This window comes from Microbacterium sp. B35-30, assembly GCF_010634855.1.
In the GTDB taxonomy this organism is placed as follows: domain Bacteria; phylum Actinomycetota; class Actinomycetes; order Actinomycetales; family Microbacteriaceae; genus Microbacterium.
On sequence record NZ_MWLQ01000022.1, the window covers coordinates 87,319 to 101,903 of the forward strand.

11 protein-coding genes are annotated in these 14,585 nt (G+C 70.9%); 6 read left to right on the top strand and 5 right to left on the bottom strand.

Annotated elements, in window-relative coordinates; translation table 11 throughout:
* Positions 1–135 precede the first annotated feature (135 nt).
* From B2K11_RS13345 to B2K11_RS13360, 4 genes are read right to left on the bottom strand one after another with little or no spacing between them, the layout of a single operon-like run.
* Positions 136–2,439, bottom strand: coding sequence for a glycoside hydrolase family 3 N-terminal domain-containing protein (locus B2K11_RS13345; RefSeq protein WP_163618770.1), 2,304 nt, complete (start codon positions 2,437–2,439; stop codon positions 136–138).
* Positions 2,436–3,314 (bottom strand): carbohydrate ABC transporter permease, encoded by an 879-nt coding sequence (locus B2K11_RS13350; protein ID WP_163618794.1) that lies wholly within the window; start codon positions 3,312–3,314, stop codon positions 2,436–2,438. Before B2K11_RS13350 ends, B2K11_RS13345 begins: the two co-directional genes overlap by 4 nt.
* Before the next feature lie 14 nt (positions 3,315–3,328).
* Positions 3,329–4,327, bottom strand: coding sequence for a sugar ABC transporter permease (locus tag B2K11_RS13355; protein ID WP_163618771.1), 999 nt, complete (start codon positions 4,325–4,327; stop codon positions 3,329–3,331).
* A 17-nt stretch (positions 4,328–4,344) separates the two neighbouring features.
* Complete coding sequence (locus tag B2K11_RS13360) at positions 4,345–5,634, bottom strand: ABC transporter substrate-binding protein (RefSeq protein WP_163618772.1); 1,290 nt, start codon at positions 5,632–5,634, stop codon at positions 4,345–4,347.
* A gap of 175 nt (positions 5,635–5,809) precedes the next feature.
* Between B2K11_RS13360 and B2K11_RS13365 the strand changes: the two genes are divergently transcribed.
* A complete protein-coding gene (locus tag B2K11_RS13365; RefSeq protein ID WP_163618773.1) occupies positions 5,810–6,805 on the top strand; it encodes a LacI family DNA-binding transcriptional regulator in 996 nt (331 codons plus the stop codon).
* A gap of 61 nt (positions 6,806–6,866) precedes the next feature.
* On the opposite strand, the gene B2K11_RS13370 is transcribed toward B2K11_RS13365, so the two are convergent.
* Positions 6,867–8,030, bottom strand: coding sequence for an ROK family protein (locus B2K11_RS13370; RefSeq protein ID WP_163618774.1), 1,164 nt, complete (start codon positions 8,028–8,030; stop codon positions 6,867–6,869).
* Between the two features lie 158 nt (positions 8,031–8,188).
* Here B2K11_RS13370 and xylA point away from each other — a divergent pair, with 158 nt between their 5' ends.
* The 5 genes from xylA to B2K11_RS13395 all read left to right on the top strand — a co-directional run bounded on the left by xylA (position 8,189) and on the right by B2K11_RS13395 (position 14,566).
* A complete protein-coding gene (gene xylA / locus B2K11_RS13375; RefSeq protein ID WP_163618775.1) occupies positions 8,189–9,397 on the top strand; it encodes a xylose isomerase in 1,209 nt (402 codons plus the stop codon).
* A gap of 160 nt (positions 9,398–9,557) precedes the next feature.
* A complete protein-coding gene (xylB, locus tag B2K11_RS13380) occupies positions 9,558–10,904 on the top strand; it encodes a xylulokinase (protein ID WP_163618776.1) in 1,347 nt (448 codons plus the stop codon).
* A gap of 329 nt (positions 10,905–11,233) precedes the next feature.
* Positions 11,234–11,662, top strand: coding sequence for a hypothetical protein (locus B2K11_RS20485; protein ID WP_204260129.1), 429 nt, complete (start codon positions 11,234–11,236; stop codon positions 11,660–11,662).
* A complete protein-coding gene (locus tag B2K11_RS13390; protein ID WP_163618777.1) occupies positions 11,607–13,232 on the top strand; it encodes a LuxR C-terminal-related transcriptional regulator in 1,626 nt (541 codons plus the stop codon). Before B2K11_RS20485 ends, B2K11_RS13390 begins: the two co-directional genes overlap by 56 nt.
* A gap of 176 nt (positions 13,233–13,408) precedes the next feature.
* Positions 13,409–14,566, top strand: a complete 1,158-nt coding sequence (locus B2K11_RS13395) for a class I SAM-dependent methyltransferase (RefSeq protein ID WP_163618778.1) — start codon at positions 13,409–13,411, stop codon at positions 14,564–14,566.
* Positions 14,567–14,585 lie beyond the last annotated feature (19 nt).

Genomic DNA, 14,585 nt, shown 5'->3' on the forward strand with positions numbered 1-14,585 from the left:
TTTCCTTCGACAGGTCAACCGCGCTTCAACAGGAGGTTGGATCGGTTCAATCTCCTGCGGAGGGCCGGTTGACCTGTTGAACGGCACGAAGAGGGCCCCGCGGCGCGATGCCGCGGGGCCCTCTTCTCGGCCGGCTCAGCGCATGGGCAGAGCGTCGACGCCGGTGCGGACCGTAGCCGTCGCCACCCTCGGGTCGGCTGCCGTGACGACGTGGACATCGCCGGTCAGCTCGACCTGAGCCTCGTCGTCGCGCACGGCGCACGAGGGGCCTACCCAGAGGTCGATCGCACCGGGTTCGACGATGCGGCGACCGTCGCGTCCGGTGAACGCCAGGCGCGCGGCCGGTACGGCGAAGCTCACCGACACCGACTCGCCCGGCTCCAGCGACACCCGCTGGTACGCCAGCAGTTGCGCGACCGGCCGCGTGACCGACGCGACACGATCCCGCGCGTACAGCTGCACGACATCCGTTCCCTGCCGGTCCCCGGTGTTGGCGATGACGACCGTGACATCCAGGATGCCGTCGGTCGCGGCATCCGTCGCCGTCAGCGATCTGCGCTCGAACGTCGTGTACGTCAGACCGTGCCCGAACGGCAGGGCGGGGGTGTTGTCGGCGCTCGTGATCTCGGTGGGTCCGCCGAGCACCGGGTGCAGGTACGTGTACGGCTGCGCGCCCGCCGACCGGGGGAGCGACACCGGCAGACGTCCCGACGGCTCGGTGCGGCCGGACAGGATCCGCGCGATGGCCGGGCCGCCCTCCTCACCCGGGAAGAAGGCCTGCACGACCGCACCCGCGGCCCCCGGGCCCTCGAGCATCCAGCCGAGCGCGTACGGGCGACCCGAGACCACCACGACGGTCGTCGGCGTGCCGGAGGCGATGACCGCCTCGACGAGGCGGCGCTGGGCGCCGGGCAGCTCGAGGTCGTCGACGTCGTTGCCCTCGCCGACCGTGCCGCGGCCGAACAGCCCGGCACGGTCTCCGACCACGACGATCGCGACCTCGGCGGCCGCCGCCGCCTCGACCGCGGCGGCGATCCCGCTGGTGTCGGGATCCTCGACCTCGCAGCCGTGCTCCACCACGACGTCCGCGCCGGCGAACTCCGCCCGCAGCGCCTCGGCGATGGTCGGCATCTCGAAGCCGAGCGGCGTGCCCGGATGGTGCGCGAGCACGTGGTTCGCGAACGAGTAGCACCCCATGAGCGATTCCGCCGAGTCGGCGTTCGGACCGATCAGGGCGATCCGCGCGGGAGCCGCGAGCGGCAGCATGCCGTCGTTGGTCAGCAGGACGACCGACTCCTCAGCCGCGCGCCGGGCGAGCGCTCGCAGTGCGGGGTCATCCAGATCGACCTCGGTGGGCGGCGCCTCGAAGTCGGCGTCGAGCAGGCCGAGCCGCTCCTTCTGCGCGAGCACGCGCAGGACGGCGCGGTCGACGAGCTCCACCTCGTCCGGATGCGCGGCGAGCCGGTCGCGCAGCGGTCCGGCGAACGCATCGGCCGTCGGCAGTTCGACGTCGATCCCCGCGCGCAGCGCGAGCACGGCCGCTTCGCCCAGGTCGCCGGCGACGCCGTGCAGCGAGTGCAGGAACGCCACCGAGAAGTAGTCGGCGACGACGGTACCCTCGAACCCCCACTCATCCCGCAGCAGGTCGGTGAGCAGCGTCGGGTCGGAAGCCACGGGGACGCCGTCGATCTCGGCGTACGAGTTCATGACCGACTGCACCCCGCCGTCGCGGATCGCCATCTCGAACGGCGGCAGCACGACGTCCTGCAGCCGCCGCCGGCCCATCTGCACCGGGGCGTGGTTGCGGCCCGCCTGCGACGCCGAGTACCCCGCGAAGTGCTTGAGGGTCGCATCGACGCCGGCCGACTGCAGCCCGCGCACGTACGCGGTGCCGATCGTGCCGACGACGTACGGATCCTCGGCGATGCACTCGTCGACGCGGCCCCAGCGGGGGTCGGTCACGACGTCGAGCACGGGAGCGAGCCCTTGATGGATGCCGAGCTCGGCCATCGACCGGCCGATCGCCGCGCCGATCTCCTCGGTGAGGTCCGGGTCGAAGGCCGCACCCCAGGCCAGCGGCGTCGGGAACGTCGCGGCCTTCCACGCCGCCAGACCGGTCAGGCACTCCTCGTGCACGATCGCCGGAATGCCCAGCCGGGTCTCGGCGCGCAGGCGCCGCTGCTCCGCCCAGAGCCACTCGGCCCGCGCGATCGGCTCCACCGGGCGCGTGCCGTACACGCGGGTGAGGTGACCGAGACCGTGGGCGGTCGCTTCCTCGTAGGGTCCGGAGTTGCCGCGCTCGCCCGCCATCGGGGCGACGACCTCGCCGCCCTTGTCGACCCAGTAGCCGACGAGCTGCGCGATCTTCTCGTCCAGCGTCATCTGCGCGTGGAGGGACTCCACCCGCGGCGAGACCGCGGGCATCACGACGTTGCTCATCCCTTGACCGCCCCCGTCAGGCCGCCGACGATCCGCCGCTCGAACAGGCTGAAGAACACCAGTGCGGGCAGCATCGACAGGGACGTGAACGCGAGCACCTTCGCGGTGTCCACCGAGTACTGCGACGAGAACGCCTGGACACCCAGGGGGAGGGTGAACTGGGCCTCGTCGTTCAGGATGAACAGCGGCAGGAGGTAGCCGTTCCAGCTTCCGATGAAGGCGAGGATGCCGACGGTGATGACACCGGGCACCGCGAGCGGAAGCACCATCCGCCAGAAGAACGACAGGCGACCGCATCCGTCGATGTAGGCGGCCTCCTGGATCTCGTCCGGGATCGCCCGCAGGAACGGGACGAGGATGATGATCGTCGTCGGCAGCGCGAAGGCGATCTGCGGCAGGATGACGCCCGGCAGAGTGTTCATGAGCCCGAGGTTGCGCACCACGATGTACAGCGGCGTGATCGCCACCGTGATCGGGAACATCAGGCCCGCGGCGAACAGGGCGTACAGCGCCCCGCGGCCGGCGAAGCTGTAGCGGGCGATCACGTAGCTGGCCATGAGTCCGAGGGCCACCGCGCCGATGGTCGTCGTGAGCGCGACGATCGTCGAGTTCATCACCTCGGTCCAGAACAGCCCGCTGGTCAGCACGTCGATGTAGTTCTGCGGGTTCCAGCTCACCGGCAGCCCAGAAGGGTCGACGGTGATCTCGGAGTTCGTGCGGAAGCCGCCGATGATGATGTACAGCACGGGGCCGAGCATCAGCGCGATGATGACCAGCGCGATGAAGTACACCGCCGGGCTGCCCCACGGAAGCTTGTTGACGTCGCGGCGGCGCCCGGGCACCGTGTCGCGAAGCGTGATGGTCCGGGTGCTCATCGAGTCCGTGGAGCTCACTTGACGCCCCTCTCTGTGATGGCCCCCGCGGTGTCACGGCGCAGGATCGTGCGCTGGTAGATCAGGGCGACCACCAGCGAGATGACGAAGATGACGACGGCGACGGCACTGCCGTATCCGAAGTTGCCGGAGTTGCGTCCGGTCGCGACCATGTAGATGGCCATCGTGTTGGTGCCCGCGACGGACGACACGTACTGACCCCAGATGATGTACACGAGATCGAAGAGCTGCAGCGCGCCGATGATCGACAGGAATGCCCAGATGCGCAGCGTCGGACCCAGCAGCGGCAGCGTGATGGTCCGCTGGATCTGCCAGTACGACGCTCCGTCGATCGCGGCCGCCTCGTACAGCTCCTGAGGAATCCCCTGGAGCCCTGCGAGGAAGAGGATGACGGCGAACCCGATGTACTTCCATGTGAGGATCGCCATGAGGGTCCAGATCGCGATGCGGGGGTCGGCGAGCCAGTCCTGCGCGAGCCAATCGAGCCCGACCTTCTCGAGGAAGCCGTTCACCGCTCCGTTGGTGGCCAGCATGAGGCTGAACCCGGTGCCGACGATGACCTCGGCGATCACGTAGGGGACGAAGATGAGGACACGGATCACGGACTGACCGCGCATCCTGCGGTTGAGCAGCAGTGCCAGCAGGATCGCGACCGGGCCCTGGAGCACGAGCGAGGCGACGACGATGAAGGCGTTGTGCCCCAGCGCCTGCTGGAAGATCGGGTCGGTGAAGATCGTGACGTAGTTCTGCAGCCCGATGAAGTCGGTCGCCGGGCCGAAGCCGGACCAGCGGAAGAACCCGTAGTACGCGGCCATGATGACCGGGAAGATCACGAAGCCGACGAAGAAGATCAGGGCCGGCCCCACCAGGATCATGACCTCGAGGCGGCCGGCCCAGCCTAGGCCTCGGGGGCGCCGGCGGCCCTGCGGCACCGACGGGGGCGGCGTGATGCCGCCCCCGTCGTGCTCTGCAAGGCCGCGAGCGTCAGAAGACATCTCGCGGGTAGACACGATCAGCCCTGCTTGCCTGCCGCGTTGACCGCGTCGACGAGCTTCTGCGGGTCGCTGTTGCCGGCGAGCATGTCGACGACCGCGACGTTCAGCGCGTTGCCGACGTTCTGGCCGAGCACCGTGTCGAGCCACTGCGAGACGAACGGCGCGTTGTTGTACGCCTCGAGGATCTGCTGCAGGTACGGCTCGGTGACGGCTTCCTGCGCCACGGTGTTGACCGGCGGCGAGTTGAAGGCCTTGTAGTACGCGGTCTGCTGGTCGGCGCTGGCGACGAAGTTCAGGAAGTCCGCGCACTCCTTCGGAGCATCGACCGAGCAGGAGTACCCGTCGACGCCGCCCATCATCGAGCCGGGCTCGCCGTCGCCGCCCGAGATCTCCGGGAAGGGGAACCAGGCGAGGTCGGGAAGCGGCTTCTCGTCAGGCGTCAGCGAGGCGATCACGCCCGGGTCCCACGCGCCCATGAGCTCCATCGCAGCCTGCCGGTTGGCGATCAGACCGGCCGAGCTGCCCGCGCCCTGCTGGGGCTCGGTGGTGAGGAACCCTTCGTTGAACGGGTCGATCGCGGCGAAGTCCTCCAGGTCCTCACCGGCACGCAGCCAGCACTCGTCGCTGAAGTCCTTCGTGTCGCCCGTCGCCTCGATGACCTCGGGGCTGCACTCGCGGATCGCGAAGAAGTAGTACCAGTGCGCGGCAGGCCAGGCGGCCTTCGCGCCGAGGGCGATCGGCTCGATGCCCGTCTCCTCCAGGCTCGCCACAGCGGCCTTGAGGTCGTCGATGGACTCGGGGGTCTCGGTGAGCCCGGCGTTGTCGAAGGCATCCTGGCTGTAGAAGAAGCCGCCCGGGAGCACCGAGAGCGGCATCGCCCACACCTTGTCCTGGTACGTCTCCGCGGCGAACGAGCCCTCGGGGATCTCGCTCTTGATGTCGTCCGAGATGAGGTCGGTCAGGTCCATCAGCTGGCCGGCGTTGACCATCGCGGTCATCTTGCCGCCGCCGCGCTGCAGGAAGATGTCCGGCGCGTCGCCCGCGTTCAGGGCGGTCTGCAGCTTTCCATCCATGTCCTCGTTCTGGACCGACTGCATCTTGATCGTGACGCCGGGGTTCTCGTCCTCGAATGCGGCGATCGCGTCCTTCCAGAACTGCTGGCCAGGACCGGTGGTCGAGTTCTGCCAGAGCGTCATCTCGACGTTGCCGTCGCTGTTCTCGCCCGAGCCGCCGGCACTGCAGCCGGCGAGCGCGAGCGCGCCGACGACGAGTGCTGCGGAACCCGCGAGGATTCTCTTGCCCATCATGTGATTCCCGTTTCTCTTCATCGAGGAGCACCTCTGCTCCGGGGTGCGGTGGTCGGCGCGATCGGGTCGCGCACCGCTCGGCGCTGCCACCGAGCAAGCAAAAGTGTGCGTGCGCAACAAATAGTTTGTCAAACGTTTTCGAAAACGGTTTCTATGCCGTTACGCTATCGAGATCATGAAGCGTCGTCCCACCATCACGGATGTCGCCGCGGCGGCCGGCGTCTCCGTCGCGACCGTGTCGAAGGCGGTCAACGGCCGCTACGGCGTGGCCACCGAGACGGCCGACCGCGTCCTCGCGGTCGTCGCCGAGCTGGGCTACGAGTCGAGCCTCATCGCGAGCAGCATGCGCTCGCGCACGACCGGGGTCATCGGCGTCCTCGTCGCCGACTTCGAGCCCTTCAGCGCCGAGATCCTCAAGGGGGTGGGGCAGGCGCTGCGCGATTCGCGCTACGACCTGCTCGCCTACTCGGGCTCGCACAGCACCGCCGAGGGCTGGGAGCGCCGCTCGCTCTCGCGCCTCAGCGGCACGCTCATCGACGGCGCCATCATGGTGACGCCCACGGTGGTCAACGTGGGCACTGAGGTGCCCGTCGTCGCCATCGACCCCCACACCGGCCCGGCCGACCTTCCGACCGTCGAGTCCGACAGCTACGGCGGTGCGCTCCAGGCGACGCGGCATCTGCTCGAACTCGGGCATGTCCGCATCGGCTTCATCGCCGGCCGGCCCGATCTGCGCTCGTCGATCGCGCGTGACGCCGGTTACCGGCGGGCGCTGACGGATGCCGGCATCACGGTCGATCCGGTCCTCGTGGGCTCGGGCAGCTACCGTCAGGACGCCGTCCGCGTCGCCGCGCTCGAGATGCTCCGTCGCGGCGACCGGCCGACCGCGATCTTCGCTGCGAACGACATCTCGGCCATGGAGATCGTGAAGGTCGCCGCGGAGCTCGGCCTGGGCGTGCCGCGCGACCTCTCCGTCATCGGATTCGACGACATCCCGGAGGCCTCCAAGTCCGCCCCCGCCCTCTCGACCGTCCGTCAGCCCATGCAGACGCTGGGCGCCGAGGCGGCTCGCCTGCTGCTCACTCTCATGGACGGCGACGTGCCGGCGGCGACGCACGTGACGCTGCCCACGCGGCTCATTCCGCGAGGCACGACCGCTCCGCCGCTCTGAAGTCGGTGGCCGCAGTTCAGTTCAGCGCGGCTCAGTTCAGCGCGACTCGGTTCAGCGCGGCTCAGTTCAGCGCGACACCGGCCGGGTCGCGCAGCAGCTCCGCGAACGCGGCCTCGGCGGCGCCGATGAGCAGGCGATCCTCGGCGAGGGCCGCCGGCCGGATCTCGAGGTCTTCGCCGTTCGCCGGCATGGTCTGGGCGACGACGGCTTCCGTGAACGCGTCGAGGTCGTCGCTGGCGAGCATCGCCAGGAACCCGCCGAGCACGACGACGGCCGGATTGAGCACGTTGACCGCATTGGCCAGTGCGGTCGACAGGATGCGGCGCTGCCGCGTGATCTCGTCACGGACCTCGGGTGCACGCGATACGCGCAGCATCTCGGCCAGCGCGGGCTCGTCGGCGTTGGCCTGGCCGAGTACGGCGAGGAGCCGAGCACGGCTCACCTCGTCCTCGAGCACGCCGTTGTCGGCCCGCCGATCGGCGCTGGATGCGATGCCGGGGCGATTCTGGCCGAACTCACCGGAGTAGCCCGAGGCGCCGGCCACCGGCATCCCCTGCACGATCAAGCCACCGCCGATCCCGCTCGCGCCGCCGTTGAGGTAGACCACGTCGTCGATGCCGCGCGCGGCGCCGAAGAGGTGCTCGGCGAGGACGCCCAGCGTCGCGTCGTTGCCGACCACGGCGGGAAGGCCGGTCGCGGCTTCGATGAGCTCGCGCAGCGCGGTGTCGGTCCATCGCAGGTGCGGGGCGTCGCGCACCAGTCCGTCCGAGGCTCGCACGAGTCCCGGCACGGCGACGCCGACCCCGGCGATCGCCGCTTCGGCGAGGTCGTCGCTGCGCCACGCGGCGACGCGCTCCCCGATGAGCCGTGCGGTGCCCTCGGGCCCGAGCAGGCCGGTCATCTCGATGCGCTCCCGCCGCCGCACGGCGCGATCCAGCCCGACGGCGGCGATCGTGAGGGCGTCGACCTCGGGGTTCACCGCGATGGCCACGACACGGGGGTGCGCCGCCACCAGCGGAGACGGCCGCCCGACGCGGCGGCTGGGGTCGGGTGCCCGCTCCTCCGCGACGCCGAGGGCGACGAGGTCGCCCACGAGGTCGGCGATCGTCGAGCGGTTGAGTCCCGTCGCACCGGTCAGCGTCGCACGCGAGACCGGGCCCTCGAGGTGGGCCAGGCGCAGCAGCCGCGACAGGTTCGCCTGGCGACTGCCGACCGGCTCGTTCATACCCTCACTGTAGAGGCGACCCGAGACCCGGTCGGGCAGCGGCGGGTCCACGCCGCGCGGCAACCGGCACTGCGTGACGCATCCGCGACCCGGGGAGTAGCCGAAGGGCGTATTCTGGTATATGTTCTCGACAGCAACATTTATCGCAAAGGAGCGTCATGCCCACGCAGTCCACCGGACCGACCCCGACTCGCGCCGACAAGTTCTCGTTCGGTCTGTGGACCGTCGGCTACAACGGCACCGACCCCTTCGGCGGCCCGACCCGTCCGCCGCTCGACGTCGTGCACGCGGTCGAGAAGCTCGCCGAGCTCGGCGCCTACGGTCTCACCTTCCACGACGATGACCTGTTCGCGTTCGGCTCGACCGACGCCGGGCGGCAGAAGCAGATCGACCGCCTCAAGGGCGCCCTCGCCGACACCGGCCTCATCGTGCCGATGGTGACGACCAATCTCTTCTCGGCCCCCGTCTTCAAGGACGGCGGCTTCACCGCCAACGACCGCGACGTGCGCCGGTACGCGCTGCGCAAGGTCTTCCGCCAGCTCGACCTCGGCGCCGAGCTCGGTGCCAAGACCTTCGTCATGTGGGGCGGTCGCGAGGGCGCCGAGTACGACGCCGCCAAGGACATCCGCCAGGCGCTGGAGCGCTACCGCGAGGCCGTGAACCTGCTCGGCGACTACGTCACCGACAAGGGCTACGACATCCGCTTCGCGATCGAGCCGAAGCCGAACGAGCCCCGCGGCGACATCCTGCTGCCGACGCTGGGGCACGCGATCGCCTTCATCGACTCGCTGGAGCGTCCCGAGCTCGTCGGCCTCAACCCCGAGGTCGGCCACGAGCAGATGGCGGGCCTGAACTTCGCCGCCGGCATCGCCCAGGCGCTGTTCCACGGCAAGCTCTTCCACATCGACCTCAACGGCCAGCGGGGCATCAAGTACGACCAGGACCTCGTCTTCGGTCACGGCGACCTGCACAACGCGTTCGCGCTCGTCGACCTGCTCGAGAACGGCGGCCCCGGCGGCGTGCCCGCGTACGAGGGCCCGCGCCACTTCGACTACAAGCCCTCGCGCACCGAGGACGAGACCGGCGTGTGGGACTCGGCGGCCGCGAACATGCGCACGTACCTGCTGCTCAAGGAGCGTGCCGCGGCCTTCCGCGCCGACCCCGAAGTGCAGGAGGCCCTCGAGGCGGCGAAGGTGTTCGAGCTGTCGACCCCGACGCTCAACCCCGGCGAGTCCTACGACGACTTCCTCGCGGACCGCTCCGCCTACGAGGACTTCGACACCGACGCCTACCTCGGCGGCAAGGGCGGCGGCTTCGTCCGCCTGCAGCAGCTCGCGACCGAGCACCTGCTCGGCGCCCGCGGCTGACCCGCGAACGGATGCTGTGGCCGACCGCGCGTCGGCCGCAGCATCCGTCTTCCCGCCCGCCGGTTGAGCATGTCCCACTTTCTGTCGGATACAGCGCCCTCACCGGCACAATTCGGGACATGAAGGACGGAAACCGGGACATGAAGGAAGGGCGGGCGCGATGACGCTGGTCATGGGCGTCGACTCGTCGACGCAGTCGTGCAAGGTGCTGGTGACGGATGCCGCAACCCGCGCGGTCGTGCGGCAGGGGCGTGCGTCGCATCCGGACGGCACGTCGGTCGACCCCGAGGCGTGGTGGACGGCGCTGCAGGCGGCGATCGCCGATGCCGGCGGCGTCGAGCAAGGTGACGCGGGCATGGAGCCGAGCGCCGCAGGCATGGACTCGGTCGAGGCGTGGGCGATCGGCGGGCAGCAGCACGGCATGGTCGCGCTGGATGCCGAGGGGCGGGTGATCCGCGACGCGCTGCTGTGGAACGACACCCGCTCGGCGCAGGCGGCCGCCGACCTCACGGCCGAGTTCGGTGCCGACGACCTCGCGCGGCGGACGGGACTCGTGCCCGTGGCATCCTTCACGATCACGAAGCTCCGCTGGCTGCGCGATCACGAGCCCGAGAACGCCGCTCGCGTGGCCGCCGTCGCTCTGCCGCACGACTGGCTGACGTGGCGGCTGCGCGGCTTCGGCCCCGACGGCGAATCACCGCGCGGACCGGTGCTCGACGAGCTCGTCACCGACCGCTCGGACGCCTCCGGCACCGGGTACTGGAATCCCGCGACCGGCGGCTACGACCGTGAGCTGCTCGTCGCGGCGCTCGGTCACGACGCGGTGCTCCCGCGTGTGCTCGGACCCGAGGAGTGGGTGACGGATGCCGCAGGCCGCCGTGTCGGCGGCGGTGCCGGCGACAATGCGGGGGCGGCGCTGGGGCTCGGTGCCGGGCCTGGAGACGTCGTGGTGTCGATCGGCACGAGCGGGACCGTCTTCGCGGTGAGCGAGGAGCGCACCATCGATCCCTCCGGCACGGTCGCCGGGTTCGCGGACTGCACGGGACGGTTCCTGCCGCTGGTCGCGACGCTCAACGCCGCGCGCGTCCTCGACGCGATCGCCCGCGTGCTCGGCGTCGACCACGCCGAGCTCTCGCGGCTCGCTCTCGCGGCCCAGCCGGGGTCGTCGGGCCTGCAGCTGGTGCCGTACTTCGACGGGGAGCGCACGCCGAACCTGCCCGACGCCACCGCTTCGCTCACCGGCATGACCCTCGCCTCGACCACGCGCGAGAACCTCGCGCGCGCGGCGGTCGAGGGCATGCTGTCCGGGCTCGCCGCGGGTCTCGCCGCGCTGCGCGGCCTGGGCGTTCCGCTGGAGCGCGCCCTGCTCATCGGCGGCGGCGCACAGTCCGAGGCGGTGCGCGAGATCGCACCGCTGGTGCTGGGACTGCCGGTCGAGGTGCCCGAGCCCGGAGAGTACGTGGCGCTCGGCGCCGCGCGGCAGGCGGCATCCGTCCTCTCCGCCTGATCGCCTCGTCGAGGATACAGGAGAACCCGCGTGGCGGTGGCGTCGCCGGCCCCGCTGGCCGGCGTTTCTCCTGAATTCTTCGCGGTCGCCCGTCGGACGGTCTGGCCCACCGCGTCCGCGTCCGCGTTCGCGCCGACCCGGCCGCCGGTCGCGGATTCAGGAGAACCGGGCCAGCTGAGCGGGGATGCGGGCCCGCGGACGGCGTGTCTCCTGAATCCTCGACCGGGCCGGCCGTGCGGGCGCAGGCGCGGGCCACCGGCCGGAAGGGGCGACGGGCGGAATCATGCAGACGCGCACGCACGGATGCATCGAACGGCCGATGTATCGCGGTGGCGGACGTCGCCATCATCATGGGTATGGACGCAGCGATGCTCGCAGGCACGGTCTCGACCGTGCTGTTCGCCGCGGCCAACCTGCCGATGGTGGTCAAGGCCGTCCGCTCGGGCGATCTGCGGTCGTACAGCGCGAGCGCGCTGGTCCTCGGCAACGCGGGCAATCTCGTGCACACCGTCTACGTCGTGAGCCTGCCGTTCGGCCCGATCTGGGTGCTGCACGCGTTCTATCTGGCGACGATGGCGGTCATGCTCGCGCTCTACGGGATGTCGATGCGCCGACGGCGGGCCGTGCTCCGGCTCGCGGACCCTGTACCCGGGCCCGCGTCCTCACCCGGCGGCGACGGCGACGCGGCGGTACCATTCCCGCATGGCGGACACGATCGCCGGGCTCGAGCGGGCTCGGGCGGCATATCGGTCCGGTGACTGGGAGACGGCACGGGACGGCTTCGCAGCGGCCCGCGATGGGGCTGCGGCCACCGGCGACGATCTGCGCGCGCTCGCGTCGTGCGAGTGGTGGCTCGGTCACCAGGAGGCGGGCCTGGAGCACCTCGAATCCGCCTTCCGCGTGCTCTCCCGCGAAGGCGCCGAGATGGCCGCCGCCGAAGCAGCCCTCGTCATCGCACTGGTGCGGCTCACGCGCGCCGAGCTGACCGTCGGCACCGCCTGGGCTCGGCGGGCTCACAAGATCCTGGCCGACCTTCGGGACGGGCGGGGCCACGCGTACGACGTCTACCTGACCGCGAGCATGGATCTGGACGGCACGGGAGCCCTCTGGCCCGCCGAGAGCGTCTCGCGCATGCAGGAGCTGGCTGACGAGCTGCGGCTTCCGGCGGTGTCGGCGCTGAGTGCCGTCGTGTCGGGGATGCACGCGATCCGCGCCGGACGCACCGCCGCCGGCTTCGCCCTGCTCGACGAGGCGATGCTGTGCGTCGTCTCGGACGAGCTCGAGCCCGAGTGGGCGGGCGACGTGCTCTGCACGACGATCCACGTGTGCCACGAGCTGGCTGACTTCCGCCGCATGGCCGACTGGACGCGCGCCGCCGAGGCATGGTGTGCGGCGCGCGGGGCGCACGTCGTGTACGCCGGCGTGTGCCGCGTGCACCGGCTCGAGTTGCAGTCGGCAAGCGGGGAGTGGGATGCCGCGGAGGCGGCGTTGCAGCGTGCCTGCGACGATCTCGGATCCGACCATCCGTGGGTCGCGGGCGAGGGCTGGCACCAGCTGGGTGAGATCCGCCGGCTGCGCGGCGACGCGGCGGGAGCACGCGCGGCATACGGCCGAGCGCGATCGGCCGGCGTCGATCCGGTCCCCGGTGAGGCGCTGCTGGTGCTCGCAGAAGGCGAGCCGGAGCGCGCCGCGGCGATGATCACGACGTCGCTCGAGGAGAGGGACCGCATGGGTCGGGCGCGGCTGCTGCGTCCGGGAGTCGAGATCGCGCTTGCCACCGGGCGGACCGAGTGGGCCCAGCAGCTCCTCGACGAGCTCGAGGCCGATGCCCGCGCCTTCGGCAGCGATGGATTCCAGGCGTGGGCCGCCCACGCCGGCGGGATGACGATGCTCCACGACGGCGACGCCGAAGGCGCGATCGGCCGCCTGCATGTCGCCCTCGACCTCTTCCGGCGGCTGCGGCAGCCCTGGGAGCAGGCGAACGTGCTGTACTGGCTGGCCTCCGCACACGAGCGGCGTGGCGACGCCGCGCTCGCGGGGCAGCTGCGCGAGCAGGCGGGCGTGATCTTCGAGCGTCTCGGAGCACCGCCCGTGGTCGTCCGGTCTGTTTCTGCGACGGCCGACGGCGGTCCGCTGACGGCCCGGGAGCGCGAGATCGTCGAGCTCGTCGCACAGGGCAGGGCGAATCGGCAGATCGCCGAAGAGCTCTACATCAGCGAGAAGACCGTGAGCAGGCACCTCGCGAACGTCTACGTCAAGCTCGACGTCGGCTCGCGGACGGCGGCCGCCGCGTGGTGGCACGAGCAGGCCGGCCGGCGCGGACGCTGATACTTCGTCGCGGCCGCTGACCGCCCGATGCACCGCGGCGCATCGAGCACAGGCGTGTGCACCGAATGATGCAGACCACGCCCGGGAAGTTGCGTGGTTCACCCGACGCGCCGGCGACCGGCTGCTCCGTACCGTCGGAACCAGACATTCGAAGGACGTTCACGAAGGAGACGACGATGTCCACCACGACCATCACCGAAACAGGAACCGAAACAGGAACCGACGCGACGGCGGAGTTCGCAGACCGGCTCATGGGCGCGACGCTCGGCTGGTTCGACATCATGGCCATCCACCTGGGCTCGCAGCTCGGGTGGTACGCCGAGTTGTCGCGGAGCGACGGCGTCGCCGCGAGTGAGCTCGCGGCGCGCACGGGCTGCGACCCCCGCTACGCCCGCGAGTGGCTCGAGCAGCAGGCCGCGAGCGGCGTCCTGCTGGTCGACGAGGTGACGGCCCCCGCGCCGTCGTCCACCGGCGAAGGCGCGTCGCGCGAGCACTCCGGCGCGGCTCGTGCCGACGCGCGGCGCTTCCGGCTCGCGCCCGGCGTGGCTGAGGTGCTGCTGGACCGGGGAAGCCTGTCGTACCTCGAGCCCCTCGCACGCATGGCCGCGGCCGTCTCGGGCCAGCTCGACGCACTGCTGGAGGCCTACCGGACGGGCGGCGGCGTGAGCTGGGAGCAGCTCGGCAGGCACGCCCGAGAGGCCCAGGCCGACATGAACCGCCCGTGGTTCGACCAGCTGCCCTCGGTCGTCGCAGGAAACGGCCGCCTCGACGACGTGCTGCGGCGGCCGCAGGCGCGCATCGCCGACCTCGGCTCCGGCGGAGGCTGGTCGTCGATCGCCCTCGCGAAGGCCTATCCGCAGCTGCGGGTGGTCGGCTTCGACATCGACGAGGCGTCGGTCGAGACGGCGAGGCGGAATGCCGTCGAGGCCGGCGTCGCCGACCGCGTCGAGTTCCTGCTGTCCGACGCCGCACTCGTCGCCGCACAGGGCCCCTTCGATGCCGTCTTCGCTTTCGAGTGCCTGCATGACATGCCCCACCCCGTGGCGGTCCTCGCCGCGGCACGGGAGGCGGTGCGAGAGGACGGCGTCGTGGTGATCATGGACGAGGCGACCGAGGAGCGCTTCACCCCCGACTCGAGCGAGCTCGAACGCCTGCTGTACGGCTTCAGCCTGTTCGTGTGCCTGCCCGACGGCATGTCCCATCGCCCGAGCGCTGCCACCGGCACCGTGATGCGCCCGGACACCCTCCGCGGGTACGCACGGGCGGCGGGCTGGAGCGACGTCCGCGTCCTCATCCCCGAGTTCGGTCTCTGGCGCTTCTACGAGATCGTCTGAGCTCTGGCTCTGGCTCTGG

Excerpts from the sequence above, each read along its gene's own strand:
- B2K11_RS13345 (WP_163618770.1), bottom strand. The coding sequence starts at position 2,439 with ATGAGCAACGTCGTGATGCCCGCGGTCTCGCCGCGGGTGGAGTCCCTC.
- B2K11_RS13350 (WP_163618794.1), bottom strand. The coding sequence starts at position 3,314 with ATGAGCACCCGGACCATCACGCTTCGCGACACGGTGCCCGGGCGCCGC.
- B2K11_RS13355 (WP_163618771.1), bottom strand. The coding sequence starts at position 4,327 with ATGTCTTCTGACGCTCGCGGCCTTGCAGAGCACGACGGGGGCGGCATC.
- B2K11_RS13360 (WP_163618772.1), bottom strand. The coding sequence starts at position 5,634 with ATGATGGGCAAGAGAATCCTCGCGGGTTCCGCAGCACTCGTCGTCGGC.
- B2K11_RS13365 (WP_163618773.1), top strand. The coding sequence starts at position 5,810 with ATGAAGCGTCGTCCCACCATCACGGATGTCGCCGCGGCGGCCGGCGTC.
- B2K11_RS13370 (WP_163618774.1), bottom strand. The coding sequence starts at position 8,030 with ATGAACGAGCCGGTCGGCAGTCGCCAGGCGAACCTGTCGCGGCTGCTG.
- xylA (WP_163618775.1), top strand. The coding sequence starts at position 8,189 with ATGCCCACGCAGTCCACCGGACCGACCCCGACTCGCGCCGACAAGTTC.
- xylB (WP_163618776.1), top strand. The coding sequence starts at position 9,558 with ATGACGCTGGTCATGGGCGTCGACTCGTCGACGCAGTCGTGCAAGGTG.
- B2K11_RS13390 (WP_163618777.1), top strand. The coding sequence starts at position 11,607 with ATGGCGGACACGATCGCCGGGCTCGAGCGGGCTCGGGCGGCATATCGG.
- B2K11_RS13395 (WP_163618778.1), top strand. The coding sequence starts at position 13,409 with ATGTCCACCACGACCATCACCGAAACAGGAACCGAAACAGGAACCGAC.